This is a genomic window from Streptomyces sp. NPDC034099, from assembly GCF_055575415.1.
The window spans coordinates 290304-304752 of the sequence record NZ_JBVISR010000004.1; the positions used below are offsets into that span (position 1 = coordinate 290304).

General features: G+C 71.5%; 10 protein-coding genes, 1 tRNA gene and 1 pseudogene. 9 read left to right on the top strand and 3 right to left on the bottom strand.

Features of this window, described 5'->3' with window-relative positions; translation table 11 throughout:
- Window position 1: 1 nt before the first annotated feature.
- The 4 genes from ACZ56V_RS13775 to ACZ56V_RS13790 all read left to right on the top strand — a co-directional run bounded on the left by ACZ56V_RS13775 (window position 2) and on the right by ACZ56V_RS13790 (window position 7438).
- Window positions 2-1330, top strand: coding sequence for an FG-GAP repeat domain-containing protein (locus tag ACZ56V_RS13775; RefSeq protein WP_468942136.1), 1329 nt, complete (start codon window positions 2-4; stop codon window positions 1328-1330).
- 71 nt (window positions 1331-1401) lie between these two features.
- Window positions 1402-2433, top strand: coding sequence for a Yip1 family protein (locus ACZ56V_RS13780; RefSeq protein WP_398911625.1), 1032 nt, complete (start codon window positions 1402-1404; stop codon window positions 2431-2433).
- Between the two features lie 158 nt (window positions 2434-2591).
- Entirely contained in the window at window positions 2592-5819 is a 3228-nt protein-coding gene (locus ACZ56V_RS13785; RefSeq protein WP_468942139.1) for an FG-GAP-like repeat-containing protein, read from the top strand.
- A gap of 185 nt (window positions 5820-6004) precedes the next feature.
- Window positions 6005-7438 carry a recombinase family protein gene (locus tag ACZ56V_RS13790; protein WP_467378937.1) on the top strand — a complete coding sequence of 478 codons (1434 nt, stop codon included), beginning with the start codon at window positions 6005-6007 and terminating at the stop codon, window positions 7436-7438.
- A gap of 408 nt (window positions 7439-7846) precedes the next feature.
- Here the strand turns inward: ACZ56V_RS13790 and ACZ56V_RS13795 are convergent, their stop codons facing one another.
- Both ACZ56V_RS13795 and dcd read right to left on the bottom strand, forming a co-directional pair.
- Entirely contained in the window at window positions 7847-8356 is a 510-nt protein-coding gene (locus tag ACZ56V_RS13795) for a phosphoribosyltransferase (RefSeq protein WP_467378935.1), read from the bottom strand.
- A gap of 25 nt (window positions 8357-8381) precedes the next feature.
- Entirely contained in the window at window positions 8382-8957 is a 576-nt protein-coding gene (dcd, locus tag ACZ56V_RS13800) for a dCTP deaminase (RefSeq protein WP_398911621.1), read from the bottom strand.
- Window positions 8958-9468: 511 nt separating this feature from the next.
- Here dcd and ACZ56V_RS13805 point away from each other — a divergent pair.
- The 3 genes from ACZ56V_RS13805 (at window position 9469) to ACZ56V_RS13815 (ending at window position 11512) form a co-directional block, all read left to right on the top strand.
- Window positions 9469-9542, top strand: a tRNA-Gly gene (locus tag ACZ56V_RS13805).
- A 128-nt stretch (window positions 9543-9670) separates the two neighbouring features.
- Window positions 9671-10210, top strand: coding sequence for a DUF1707 SHOCT-like domain-containing protein (locus ACZ56V_RS13810; protein WP_468942143.1), 540 nt, complete (start codon window positions 9671-9673; stop codon window positions 10208-10210).
- Between the two features lie 456 nt (window positions 10211-10666).
- Entirely contained in the window at window positions 10667-11512 is an 846-nt protein-coding gene (locus ACZ56V_RS13815; protein ID WP_398911619.1) for a DUF899 family protein, read from the top strand.
- A gap of 14 nt (window positions 11513-11526) precedes the next feature.
- Here the strand turns inward: ACZ56V_RS13815 and ACZ56V_RS13820 are convergent.
- Window positions 11527-11619 (bottom strand): annotated as a pseudogene (locus tag ACZ56V_RS13820) (alpha/beta fold hydrolase); the annotation flags it as partial.
- Between the two features lie 187 nt (window positions 11620-11806).
- Here ACZ56V_RS13820 and ACZ56V_RS13825 point away from each other — a divergent pair.
- Window positions 11807-13522 carry a PP2C family protein-serine/threonine phosphatase gene (locus ACZ56V_RS13825; protein ID WP_467378931.1) on the top strand — a complete coding sequence of 572 codons (1716 nt, stop codon included), beginning with the start codon at window positions 11807-11809 and terminating at the stop codon, window positions 13520-13522.
- A gap of 412 nt (window positions 13523-13934) precedes the next feature.
- A complete protein-coding gene (locus ACZ56V_RS13830; protein ID WP_468942146.1) occupies window positions 13935-14444 on the top strand; it encodes a DUF5994 family protein in 510 nt (169 codons plus the stop codon).
- Window positions 14445-14449 lie beyond the last annotated feature (5 nt).

Consider the following 14449-nt stretch of genomic DNA (forward strand, 5'->3'; position numbering starts at 1 on the left):
GGTGCGCCTGCGAAGAAGCACCACCCTGACCGGCACAGCCGCCGCCGGCTGCCTGCTGCTGCTCACCGCCTGCGGCCACGGCCCGGCACCCGCCGCCGAGGACGCCGCCCCCACTCCCGTACGCGCCGCCCAGGCCCCCGCCCCGCTCCCGGTCCCGCGCGGCGAGGGCAGCGAGGTCCCCGACGACTTCAACGGCGACGGCCACCGCGACCTGGTCCTCGACGACCTGGTCAAGGCGGAGAGCCACGCCGACGACGCGGGCATCGGGATCGTCTACGGCTCGCCACGCGGACTGGTGCCGGGAGCCCGGCAGTTGCTCACCCCGAAGCAGCACGCGGCGCCGGTGGACGGCCAGTTGCCGGCCGTCTTCGAGGCGGAGGCGAGCTGCGACCTCGACGGCGACGGCTTCACCGACCTGGTGGTCACCACCGACCCGCCCTACGACGGCCAGGGCCGCCCCCCGGTCCCCCTCCAGCTCCTCTTCGGCTCCCCGTCGGGCCCGACCGGCCGCGCGGTCCCGCTGGCCGTCCCCGACCGGGCCCGCTACGGCAACGACTGGCCCGAACGTCCGGTGTGCGGCGACTTCGACGGCGACGGCGCCGAGGACCTGGTCGTCCACGCCTCCGGCGGCCGCCTCAGCCATCTGCGCGGCCCCTTCACCCGCAAGGGCGCCCCGCACCGGGCCGGCGCGCCCGTCCCGTCCCCCGGCGAGGCGCCGACCGGCCCCGCCGCCGACGTGAACCACGACGGGTACGACGACCTGGTCGTCCGCACCTCCGCGGGCCCCGGCAAGGCGGCCCTCGTCCTGGGCGGCCCCGACGGCCCGACCCGCACCGGCGCCACCCTGCCCACCGGCGTCGACATCGCGCTGGGCGCCTTCGGCAGGGGCAAGGCGCTCGACGCGGCCGTGGGCGGCCCGGACGGCACCGCGATGCGCTACGACCTGCCCACCGCGGCTGGGGGTACCTCCCACGCATCAAGCAGTGGGGGAGCCGCCCTCGACACCCCGGGCTCGACGCTCGACGCCGCCGACTTCGACGGCGACGGCCTGAGCGAGCTGGTCTCCAGCGGCTCCGGCGTACGCGTCGTCCCCGGCCGCAAGGCCGGCCTCACCACCCGGGCCGCGGTCACGGTGCGGCCCGCGACGACGGGCACGACGCGGGTACTGACGGCCGGCGACTTCGACGGCGACGGCCTCGCCGACCTGGTGGTGCGCACCTGCCCGAGCGACACGAAGGACTCCGTCGAGGTCCACCGGGGCACGACGAAGGACCTGGTGACGGCCCGGGCCGCCGTCACCTTCTCGACGTCCCAGTTCCTGGCCCCGTAGGGGACCGGCCGGCGGACCCCGCGAGTCCGCCGGTCGGACCTCGGGGACTCCTCGGGGAGCATCCGTAAGGGATGTCACAGCTCGGCCGCAAAGGACCCCCCGAACGGCCGGGCCCCGCACGTCACTCTCCGGGACCAGGTACGTTCGAAGGCGTGGCTGGATTCAGGATCGGACGCGGCCGGGACAACGGCGCTCCAAACGCGCGACCGCAACGCCCCCCGTACGGACAGCAGGCGCCCCAGGGACCGTCGTACGGCGGCCCCGCGACGCCTCAGCCCCCGTACCCGCAGCAGCCGTACGGGGGCGGCGCCCCCGCGCCCGGCGGCTCCCCGTGGCCGCAGGCGCACGGCGGCGGTCACCCCGGACAGGGCGGACACGGCGAGCCGGAGTACTTCGGCGACGGCGGCTACGGACAGGGCCCCGGCGGGCACCCCCAGCAGGCCCCGTACGACCCGTACGCGGCCAACAACCCGGGCCACACCCAGGCGTTCACGGTCGACGACCCCTACAACCAGGGCGACACCTACCGCGCCGGTTCCGCCCCGGCCCCCGGCCCCGTCGGCCCCCGCCTGCACTGGAAGGACCTCCTGAAGGGCGTGATCCTCGCGCCCAACCAGACCTTCCTCCAGATGCGGGACTACGCGATGTGGGCCCCGGCGCTCATCGTGACGTTCCTCTACGGCCTGCTCGCGGTCTTCGGCTTCGACGGCGCCCGCGAGGAGGCGATCAACGCCACCCTCTCGAACGCCATCCCGATCGTCCTGACCACGGCGGTCGCGCTGGTGCTGAGCGCCTTCGTCCTGGGCGTGGTCACCCACACCCTGGCCCGCCAGCTCGGCGGCGACGGCGCCTGGCAGCCTACGGTCGGCCTCTCCATGCTGATCATGTCCCTCACGGACGCCCCGCGCCTGGTCGTCGCGATGTTCGCGGGCGGCGACGCGCCCTTCGTCCAGATCCTCGGCTGGGCCACCTGGGTCGCGGCCGGCGCCCTGCTGACCCTGATGGTCGGCCGCTCCCACGACCTGCCCTGGCCGAAGGCGCTCGGCGCGTCCGCGATCCAGCTGATCGCCCTGCTGTCGATCGTGAAGCTCGGCACGTTCTAGTCGTAGGCGTACGAAAGGGCCCCGGTGTGCGTCGCACCGGGGCCCTTGCCCTGCCGCACCGTGATCACCTCCTGCTACTGTCGCCCTGCTCACGCGGGACGAGCGGCGAAGACGTGAAACGCCCCCCTGCGTGACCGCCCTGGGGAGGGACTCCTTTCGTGATTCGTCCGCTGAACAAGCGGGCCGTGCGCCGTCGGCGTGCGCTCGGCCGTATCGCTCTCACCGTCACGCTCGCCGTGACCGCCGGAATCGGCACCGCCGCGACGACGGCCGCCGCCGACACCCCCGCCACGTCCGCCGGCCCCGTCGTCGTCAGCCCGGGCGCACGCTTCGTACCCCGCGCCACCCTCGTCCTGAACGCCGGCGAGACCGGCTTCCTCACCGCGCAGGAGGGCGACGACCGCCTGCGCTGGATCGACTACGCCACCGGCGCGACGACCGTCCTCGACCACCGGCTGCCCGCGCCGCTCTCCTACGACGTCGACGACTTCCGCTTCGACCGGTACCCGGGACAGTTCGGCCACGGCTCCGACGCCGTGGCCCTCTACGCGCCGTCCCCCGCCCCGCACGTGACGCTCCAGCAGCGGGCGGGCGACGGGCCGACGGTCACGGTCCCCCTCCCGGAGGGCCAGTCGTACGTGGCGACCTACGGCGACACCGTCGTCACCCGCACCGGTGCCGAGAACGCCGTGACGAGCCTGCACCTGCTGCGTTCGGAGAACGGCGAAGTACGGGACCGCCGCGTGGAAGGGCTGCCGGAGGGCTGGAGCCTCACCCTCGGCGACGGCGACGCCCGGTCCGTGGCCGTCCACGGCGGCAAGTGGGGGGAGGACGGCACGCAGTCCCAGGGATGGTGGGTCGTCGACCTCGCCACCGGGTCCCTGAAGACGCTCTCCGCCCGCGGCGAGCGCGTCTCCTTCGACCGGGACACCGTCTTCCACCTCGGCGCCCCCGAGTCCTACTCCGCCCAGGTGTACCGCCGGGACGACCCGGACGCGGAGCCGGCCACCCTCGACCTGCGGGACGTGGGCACGTACGAGGACACCATCCTGCCCTTCGGCGACGGCTTCGCCACCGTGTCCCCGCCCAACCCCGGGAACAACGAGTACCGCGGCAACCACCTCTTCCTGGAGGACACCGAGGGCAACTCGAAGTCCCTGCTGGCCGTCGCCTCCCCCTCGGTGCACCGCACGCCCGACGGCTCACTGCTGGTGACCGGCGCCGAGGAGGACACCGACTACGGCCCGCTCGACTGGGGGTACTACCTCCTCACGCCCGCCGCCGACGGCACCGTCACCCGCAAGCGCGTCGCGGACATCGAGGACCGGGAGGCCGAGCCGTTCGGCATCTCGCTGGGCAGCGGCATCCTCACCACGGCCGACGACTCGAACCTCTACATGCCGGGCACCTACGTCGGCGGCTACCGCAGCACCTGGCTGAAGACCTCCGGCCGCCCCGAGGAGCTGAACTCGACCGTCGACGGCCTCGTGAGCGGCCGTGACGACGACTGCGGCGACACCGAGAACGGCCCCTGCGTGACCATGTTCGCGAGCGGCGACGGACACCACGGCCGCAAGGCCGGCACCGAGCAGGACGTCACCATGCTCTACCGCAACGGCGACCCCTCCTGGGGCCCGCGGGTGACCTCCGGACTCGGCAGCCCGCAACTCGTCGACCTGTCCGGCCGGTACGGCGTGGTCGACCAGGCCTGGGGCAGTGAGCAGGCCGTCCTGCGCTTCGCGGACGGCGACACCGGCCGCGTGCTCCAGGAGCGGGAGCCGGTCGCGGCCGCCGTCTGGGGCAGCACCCTGTGGAGCGCCGAAGGCAGCTGGGACTACCCCGGCCAGAACCTCCCGACCACGGTGGCGGCGAAGAACCTGTCGACGGGTGCCGCCGGTGAGACCTTCGACGCGGGGTGCGTCCCCCGCGAGCTCCAGGCCGTGGGCCGCTGGGTGTACTGGCAGTGCGACGACGCCTGGCCCAACTACCGGGGCGGCGGCGTCTACGACCGGCAGACCAAGCGCTCCGTGAAGCTCGGCACCGACAAGACGCTCCTCGGCGACGGCTACCTGGTCCGCCAGTCGGACGCGACCGGCCTGACCCTCGTCGACCTGCACGGGGGCCTCCAGGCCGGCGGCACGGAGGCGGACCTGCCCCGGCGGGTGATCGTCACCGCGGCGGAACTGGGCGACCGTACCGTGCGCCGGGCCGGGTGGACCGTGGACCGCTTCGGCGGGCACGTCGCCTACACGGGCACGGACCGCCGGGTGCGGATCGTCCCGTCGGGCGTCCCGGCCTCCCGGGTCGCCGTCATCGACGCGGAGACGCCCGCCCTCGACCTCAGGGCCGGGGCGTGGAAGCCCCGCTGGTGGCTGTCGAAGCCGGCGGCCTCCTGGACGGTGACGCTGAAGAACAGGGCGAGCGGCAAAACCGTACGGACCCTCTCCGGCGGCGAGGCCCGCGGCCTGGTCTCGACGTCCTGGGACGGCAGGGACGCGGCCGGGAAGTACGTCCCGAACGGCGCCTACACCTGGACCCTGACGGCGAAGCCCGCCGACGGCGCGGGGGCCGACCTGTCCGTCTCCGGGACCGTGCCGGTGACCGGCGGCGCCGCCGTGTGGCGGGACATGGCGGGCGACGACGGCTTCGGCGACCTGCTGGCGACGGACTCCGCCGGGGCCGTGTCGCTGTACCGGGGCACCGGGACCGGCGCCGTGTCCTCCCGCACCGCCGGGTCCGCCGGCGCCTTCGCCACCGGCTCGGTGCTCGTGCCCGTCGGGGACGTGGACGGAGACCGGTGCGCCGACGTGCTGGCGCGGGTCGGTGACGAGTTGCGGGCCTACCGTCCGGGCTGCGGCAAGGTCGTCGGCGCCTCGTCGCCGTACACGCCGGTCGGCAAGGGCTGGGGCCAGTACGACCGGCTGACGTCACCGGGCGACCTGAACGGCGACGGCCACGTCGACCTGATCGCGCGCCAGACGACCACCGGCGACATCTACTTCTACGCGGGCACCGCCGACCACCACCTGAAGTCCCGGGTGCGGATCCAGGCGAACTGGAAGCTGTACCAGTCGATCACCGGCGCCGGAGACCTGAACGGCGACGGGCGCGGCGACCTGCTCGGGCTCGACTCCGCCGGTGTCCTGTGGCGGTACTACGGCACCGCGGCCGGCGGCGTGACCCAGCGGGAGCGGGTCGGCGGCGGCTGGAACGTCTACTCCGCCCTCGTCGGCACCGGCGACCTCTCCGGCGACGGCCGCACCGACCTGCTGGCCCGGGACACCACCGGGAAGCTGTGGCGGTACGCGTCCGCGGGAGACGGTACGTACGGCGGCCGGGTGCTGGTGGGCACCGGCGGCTGGAACACCTTCAAGGGCCTGTTCTGACCTGAGCGGGCACGGAGAGGGGCCCTGGGGGGGGGGTGGGGGCGCCGGGGGGGCCCCTTCCTTCGAAGTAAGGGGTGAGAACCTCGCCGTCCCCGGTGACGACAGGCAGGAGGACCGCGCCGGCTGACTTGACTTGATGACGGTAGTAGTCTGGCCCTGCTCAGGAGGCAGGGGGAGGGCCGACCGTGGCACGCAAGGTAGGGGTCTACACCCGCATCTCGCGGGACGACGAGGGCGAGTCTCTGGGAGTCGCCAGGCAGCAGCAGGACTGCGAACGCCTCGCCGACCTCCGATCGTGGCAGGTCGTGAAGACCTACGAGGACAACGACGTGTCGGCGTTCAAGCGCAACGTCGTGCGCGACGAGTTCGAGCTGATGCTGAGAGACCTCCGCGCCGGCCTCATCGACGGCATCGTGGCATACGACCTGGACCGCCTCGCCCGACAACCGCGGGACCTGGAACGCCTCATCGAGATCTTCGACGAGCGGCCCCGCCTGGAGTTCGCCACCGTCACGAACGACATCAACCTTGGCTCTCCGGACGGTCGCACCATGGCCCGCATCATGGTCGCGTTCGCCAACAAGTCGTCGCACGACGCGTCACGCCGGATCAAACGCAAGCACCTGGAGCTGGCCCAACAAGGCAAGGACAGCGGAGGGCCGGCGCCGTACGGCTGGAGCAAGGACGATCGGACCAAGGCCGACCCGAAAGCCGCCGAAGCCATCCGAGAGGCACAACGCGAGGTTTTGGCCGGCGTCCGCATCGGAACCATCCGGACCCGGTGGCAGCAACAGGGCTTAGGCAACCCGCGCGCAGGCACCAAGCGCATGGCCCACCATCACGTCGAGCAGATCCTGACCAATCCCAGACTGGTCGGCTACCGGACGTACCACGGCGAAATCCTGGTCGGCGAAGACGGCGAACCCGTCAAGGGGAATTGGGAGCGGATCAACACCCTGGAAGAGTGGGAAGCCGTCTGCGCGGCCATCGCCGAGCGGAAGCAAAAGCATCCCGGCAAGTCCCTCGCCCGTAAGTACCTGCTCTCGGGCATTGCCCGGTGCGGACTGTGCAAGACGAAGATCCGAGGGCAGATCAACAACCGCTGGCAGCCAGGATCGAAGGCCACGAGATACACGTACCAGTGCTCCGTGGTGAACGGCGGATGCGGCAAGGTCGGCCGCACCGGCGAGCCCGTCGACAGGCTGATAGCTCAACTCGTGCTCGAAGAACAGCGCGCACGAGCGGCGGTCACCGTTGTGCCGGTCGATCAACGGTGGTCGCGTGAGGAAGAGCTGGAGCAGGTCACCCAGGACATTGCCCAGCTCGTGGAGGCTGAGAGGTCGAAGCAGATCACGGTGGGCACGCTCTTGCAGCTCCTGCCAGCCAAGGAGCGGCTGCGCGAAGAACTCAAACTGGAACGGGCCCGCTTCTACAAGGATCAGAAGCAAGCCGAGGCAAAGGGCGAAGCGGCAAATCTGACCGTCGAGGAGTTCTTCGAGCTGCCCATCGAGCGTCAGCAAGAGATCGTGTTGCACAGCCTTTCAGCCGTGATCATCCACCCGGCCGGTCGAGGGCGCCGGAAATTCGACCCCAGCTTGGTTGAGCCCGTCTGGCGATGACCGTCAGGCTCGCCCTTGCAACACGAGGGCACGATGTACACTCCTCGTCCCGCTCGGGAGCCCGACGAAGATGCATCCGCAGCCACTCGTCCGTGGTCATCACCTCACGCTCGACCGCCGCCTTACGGGGCTGCGGATTAGCGGTCTGACTCATCAAGGGCCCGCGCGAGGCGCGGGCAGGCCCCTTGGGCGGTGCCCGCATAGCGTGCGACGGTCAAAGACGATGCCTCCGGCGGGGGATCGGCCGGCACCGGGATGGAGGGGGCGCCATCGCCGACCGCGGGCACGTTGGGGCCTGCGTGGGAGGCTCCCATCCCGACCACCGTCGACCCAGGTGCACGGCAGAAGCATATCGGTCGGCACTGACAACCAGGGATGCGCGGAAACCAGTGCCGCCCCTCAAGAACCTTAGAGCGCCTCCTTGTTCGCCTTGGCCGCCTCGCCAGACCTATGTACTGGAGGCAAGACACTCCAGGGGAAGTTGATCCAGTCATCGGTGCGCTTCCACACGTACTCGCACTGGACGAGGGAGTGCGACTTCTCATAGATCACCGCGCTGCGGACCTCGGCGACCGTGTCGAGGCAGAAGTCCCGCACCAGCTTGAGCGTCTTGCCGGTGTCGGCGACGTCGTCGGTGATCAGGACCTTCTTGTCGGAGAAGTCGATGACGTTCGGGACCGGGGCGAGCATGACGGGCATGTCGAGGGTGGTCCCGACCCCGGTGTAGAACTCCACGTTCACGAGGTGGATGTTCTTGCAGTCCAGCGCGTACGCCAGCCCGCCGGCGACGAAGACGCCCCCGCGGGCGATGGACAGCACTATGTCCGGTTCGTACCCGTCGTCGGCGACGGCCTGCGCGAGTTCGCGCACGGCGAGGCCGAACTGCTCGTAGGTCAGATTCTCCCGAACATCACTCATGCGCGCGTCCTGCTCATCACTGGGTTCATACCTGGGTCCGATGGAAATTGAGGTAGGACCGGGAGGCGGTCGGCCCCCGCTGGCCCTGGTAGCGGGACCCGTAGCGCTCGCTGCCGTACGGGTGCTCGGCCGGCGAGGTGAGCCGGAACATGCACAGCTGCCCGATCTTCATCCCCGGCCACAGCTTGATCGGCAGGGTCGCGAGATTGCTCAGCTCCAGCGTCACGTGCCCCGAGAAACCCGGGTCGATGAACCCGGCGGTGGAGTGCGTGACGAGCCCGAGCCGCCCGAGCGAACTCTTCCCCTCGAGCCGCGAGGCGAGGTCGTCCGGCAGGGTGATGACCTCGTACGTACTGGCCAGCACGAACTCGCCGGGATGCAGGATGAACGGCTCGTCGCCCTCCGGCTCCACGAGCCGGGTCAGATCCACCTGCTCGACGGAGGGGTCGATGTGCGGGTACCGGTGATTCTCGAACACCCGGAAGTAGCGGTCGAGACGCACGTCGATGCTCGACGGCTGCACCATGGAGTCGTCGAAGGGCTCGATGCGGACCCGTCCGGCGTCGATCTCGGCCCGGATGTCCTTGTCTGAGAGAAGCACGCACCGAGGATACGCAAGGCGCGCGGAGCAGCGACAACCGCCGCCGCGCCGCGCGCCCGATCCCGCTCTGTGTCCGTGCTTACCGCTTCTCCGCGCCCACCGGCACGGCACTCCGCAGCCGCGCACACCGCGGACATCGGACGAGCCGACCGGGGCCGAGTCGATCGGCCTGCTGCATCGGGAACGAGGTGGCGGTGAACACGTGCCCATCGGCACAGCGGACGACGGTGCGCTCCATCAAGTCCTTCAAGTCCCTTCCCCAAGAGCCGCGTCTGGCTTACTACCCTGACGACAAAAGCCACAGTACGGGATGAAAGAGACGACTCTCCAGGCGGCACTCCGCCCTCACGCGCACCCTCTCCGGGACCCCCACCGTACGCCCCAACTCGGAGCCCCCGCAGCCTCGTCCCGCCCCCCGGAACGACCACCGGCCCCACGGCGCGAACACCGGGGGCCGGGCATGGGGTAGAGTGAGCGAGCGTCCAGGCACCGACCTCGGTCGGCGTCTTACGCGGGTGTAGTTTAATGGTAGAACATCAGCTTCCCAAGCTGAGAGCGCGAGTTCGATTCTCGTCACCCGCTCCATGAAGGGGGCCCAGGTCATCGACCTGGGCCTTGCTTGTTGTCTAGACCAAGTGTGGGACAGGTGGTGAACCGTCCTCCGGGCCTCCCTTGACGGGTTCACCTCGCCGACTCGGCAGTACGGTGAACCCGTGGCCTCCTTACCGGAAGAATCGTCGCTGATCGGTGAAGATGACCGCGATGCAGCCGTGCGACGCCTGCAGGAGGCGTACGCGGAAGGGCTCATCGCACACGAGGTGTTGGACGAGCGCCTTCACCAGGCGCTCAGCGCCAAGACGCAGAGCGAACTCGCGTCCGTTCTGGTCTCGCTCCCGGAGGAGCAACCGGGAAGCATCGCCACGATCGCCGCCGCCGGTGGACGGATCAAGCGGCGTGGCGCGTGGCGGGTACCTCGGGTCCTCAAGGTCGGGTCAGCGTATGGAAGGGTGCGCCTGGACCTGTCCCGGGCGGTCATCGAGCACCCGGTCGTCGACATCGAGCTGCAACTGGGAACCGGCGGAGCCCGGATCACGGTCCCCCGGGACGCGGTGGTCGACGTCGAAGGACTGAGCACGGGGTGGAAGGACCTGCGCTACAAGGTCCCGCGGCGTCCTCGGCCCGGCGGGCCGACGATTCGAATCTCCGGCGTCATGGGATACGGACGGTTGAAGATCCGCCACGCCCTGCGTTGAGTCCCCATCCGGGGCTTCGACCTCGCCGGCTGCGGGCGCAGCACCAGGCGGGCATCAGGTCTCCCGGTGCCTCGCGAAGAGCCGTGCCCACGACAGGCCCCGCCACGGCCGGCTCGCAGGGGCAGGGGGCTCTCTCGGGATCGACATGAAGGGGTCGACGAAGCCACAAGGCGCCCGTTTCGGGGCTCGCCGACTCCTCGCGAAACAGCTTCCGCGAAGCAGCAGCGCGGAAGGTCTACGGCGCGGCTGGACGCCATGGGGCGTCAGCGCGGTGGGCAGTGCGCCGGCGGTCAACCGTGGGACCAGGAGGCGTTGGTACGCCGGGCCACCCAGCGGTCGTCGGCATGCTCGGCGACAATGGAGCCAGGCCGGACGGTGCACTACGGCGCTCCGGCCGGCCCCTACGTTGCTGAGGAGTGCCCCGCAGCCGCGACGGAGCGATTCCAGGAGCCGCTGATGTCCGAGAACCCGAGCACGGCGCAACCACCGGTCGTCGACCGCGCGATCTTCGAGCAGCAGTTGGAGGGGCTGCGGGCGAGGGAGAAGGCCCACACCCGCGAGGGCGACGCGATCGCCGCAGCGCGCCGCAGACTCCCGATGGTCGAGGTGGCCGCGGACAGCCCGTTGCTGGGGCCGGACGGCCCCATGACGCTCCTGGACGCGTTCGAAGGGCGACGCCAGATGATCGCCTACTACTTCATGTGGTGGCCCGGCCGGCCGGCCGCTGAGCAGTGCGAAGGCTGTACCTGGGTGATGAGCCACGTGGGCGAGCGGGCCTATCTGCACTCCCGCGACATCACCTTCGCCGTGTTCTGTCAGGGGCGGAACACGGCCTACGGCTTCGGGGACGCGCAGACGTCGTACGAGGAGAGCCTGCGCTACCGCTCCTTCATGGGCTGGACCATGCCGTGGTACTCCGCCCAGCCCTCGCTCGAGTCGCTGCTTGTCGGCCGGGAGCCCGGCTTGTTCCACCTGGTGTGCTACCTGCGCGACGGCGACCGTGTCTTCGAGACGTACTGGACCAGGCGTCGCGGGGCCGAAGCGGTGGACTACAGCTACGCGCTCATGGACCTTACGGTCTTCGGGCGTCAGGAGGACTGGGAGGACTCACCGGCGGGCTGGCAGCGCCTCGGGCATGCGACGCGGACCCTGGGCGGGGCTCCCGACTGGCCGCCTCTGCGGGAGTGGCCGGGTGGACGTCCCACAGCACAGTGGCCCCGCGTCGACGCCGGCCGCTCCGACGACCTGGGCGCCACCGCCACCGGCACCGGCCCGGCGACCGAGCCCGGTCACTGCCACTGACGCGCGACGCGTGATCTCTCCAGGCCGCCCGGGTCGAGCAGGGTGACCGAGGCGAGGCGTTCGGACCTGCGGTGCGCCTGGTTCAGGGCGAGCCGGCCTCCGTGGGCCTGAGTGGTGCGCCCGGCGGACGAAGAAGCACACCCATCATCTCGATTCTCGTCACTCGGCAGGGCCCACCCGGAAGACCCGGACCGCTACTTCGACGGCGGCAGCGCCGACGTCGTCCTGCGAACAGACTCGCGTCGGAGGACGATCGACGGTGAGGCAGTCTCCGGGCAGTACGGACGTGATGCGGTGGGTGATGACGTGGGGCGGTGGTCGGCCGACGAGCCGGGGTTCTGGCCGCAGGTCGTCGAGCGGCTGGGCACGGCGCTGCTGGTGCTGGACACGGCCGGACGGGTGGTAGCCGCGAACCCGGCGGCCGAGCGGCTGCTGGACCGCGCCACCGCGGCGATGCGGGGCGCCGACGCCCACGATCTGCTGCACCGGGACGCGGACGGCAACAGGGTGCCGCGGAACCGGTGCCCACTGCTCCAGGTGCTGGCCGACGGGAAGGGGGCCCGCGGGGAGGGCGGCACATACCTGCGGGGCGATGGCAGCCTGCTGGCGGTCTCCTGGTCCGCGTCCCCCCTCACGGAGGACGGCGCCGTCAGGGGTATGGCACTGCTGTTCACGGATGCCACCGGGAACCGCCGCATCCACCGGGAGCGAACGGCACGCACGCGCGCGCTGGAGGACCTCAACGAGCGGCTGTCCCTGGTCGCGGAGATCACGGACGTACTGGGGCAGACCCTGGAGACCGACGAGGCCCTGGCCCGCCTGGTGCGCCTGCTGGTGCCCCGCCTCGCCGACTGGGCGGCGGTGGATCTGCGGACCGGTTCCGGGGATGTCCACCGGGTGGCGGTGAGCGGTCCCGAGGGGCGGGACGCCGGATTCGAGGGCCGGCACGCACCCGTCCCGGAGGCAGCCGGTGAGGCGGAGGACTCCCCTCTGGCCCGGGCGCTGACCGGTGGTGAATCCGTACTTGCGCAGCGGGTGGCAACCGTCGCACCGCCCGTCGGACAGTCCCCTCTGACCGCTCTCCACAGCGGCTTCCTGCATGCCGTGGGCGCGAGTTCCGCCGTCACGGTGCCGCTCGGCGCCGAGGACCGGATCACCGGGGCACTGACGGTGGTGCGCACCGATCCGGCACACCCCTTCGACGGCGGCGACCTGGAGGCGGTGGGCGACGTCGGCCGCCGGGTCGGCCTGGTCATCGACAACACCCGTCGCTACGGCCGTCAGCGCGCCGTCGCCGAGGCCATGCAGCGCAATCTGCTCGCCCCGCTGCCCCGGCCCGGCCGCCTCCGGCTGGCCGCCCGTTACCAGCCCGCCCCGGCGGGTTCGCAGGTCGGCGGGGACTGGTACGACGCCTTCGCACTGAAGGACGGCGCGCTCGCCCTGGTCATCGGTGACGTCGTGGGCCATGACCTGACCGCCGCAGCCGGCATGGCGCAACTGCACGGCATCCTGCGCTCACTGGCCTGGGACCACACGGGACCGCCCGGCGCCGTCGTCGACCGTCTCGACGCCGCCATGCCTGTCATCACCACCGTCCCACTGGCCACTTTGGTCCTCGCCCGCGTCGAGGGGGACCCGGACACGGGACCGTGGACCCTCCGCTGGACCAGTGCGGGACACCCGCCTCCGCTGCTCCTCTCGCCGGACGGCACCGCGTGCTACCTGGAGGCCGGTCAAGGACTGCTCCTCGGCACCGGTCCGGTCACCGGCCCGGGCCGGCCCGACGCCACTCACCCCCTGGAACCCGGCTCCACCCTGCTGCTGTACACCGACGGGCTCGTCGAGACACCGGGCAGCGACCTGGACACGGGGCTGGACCGGCTGCGACGGCACGTCCTCGCGCACGCCGCCGAACCGCTGGACACGCTGTGCGACCAGATACTCGCCCACGTGCCTCCCGGCAGCACCGACGACGTGGCCCTGCTCGCCCTGCGCGTGCCGAAGCCGTGAGACGACGGCGGCGTCCGCCCACTTGCTGCCACTGCGCCACCGATGACCGACCGTCACGCCGCCTTTACGTGCCGGGGAGTAGGCTGAGGGGACCGAGGGCATCAGGCACGCCGGCGGCGGGCCGGCTCCACCCTCGGAATCCAACGGAGTTCCTCACGCCGGACGGCGCCCCTCTCACTCCGTTCATACCCGCCGACTCTCCTCCCACGAGCCCTCGGTGATCGTCGTCGCCGCTCTTCTCGAGAGACGGGCGCGACTCCCGGTACGCCGCCCCCACAGGCGCGGGCGGGCCGTCAGCCGCCGTGCCCCGCATCCCTCTACGCCGCGCCCGGTGCCCACGTCCACCGCACCCCACCGGACCGCCTCGCCGCCCCGCGTACCAGAAACACCCACATCGTCAGAGAGAACTCACGTGACCACCACGGCTCCGGACGCACCGTCCGCCCTCCCCCTGCCCCTCGTCCGCCTGCGCCTGGCGCCACGCGACGTGCTGCCCCGCCGGAACGACGGAGTGTGGTGGCCGCATTCCCGCGACCTTCTGACGCAGCTCCCCCAGTTGCTCGCCGCGCTGCCGAGCGCGTGGGGCGACATCGTCGGCGTCACCGTGGACGCCGCGGCCTGGTCGGCGGCACCGGGGCGCATGTTCGTCGCCAACCAGGTCGTTCGGCTGAACAAGGCCCCGGCCTCGCCGCCCGCTCTGGACAGGGTCACCCTGCTCTCCCCCGGTCTCGGCCGCTGGGACCTGCTGGTGGTGTCGCCGGACGCGACGGAGGAAGCCGCCGCCCTCCTCATGGCCACCGCACTCGAAGGCCGCGTACCCGGCACCGACGGAGAAGCCCGCACTCCGTCGCCGACGGCGGCGACGGATCCTCGCAGCCGTGTGGGACCCACCGGGTTGGGAACCCGTGCCCCTCGGTGGTAGGCGCC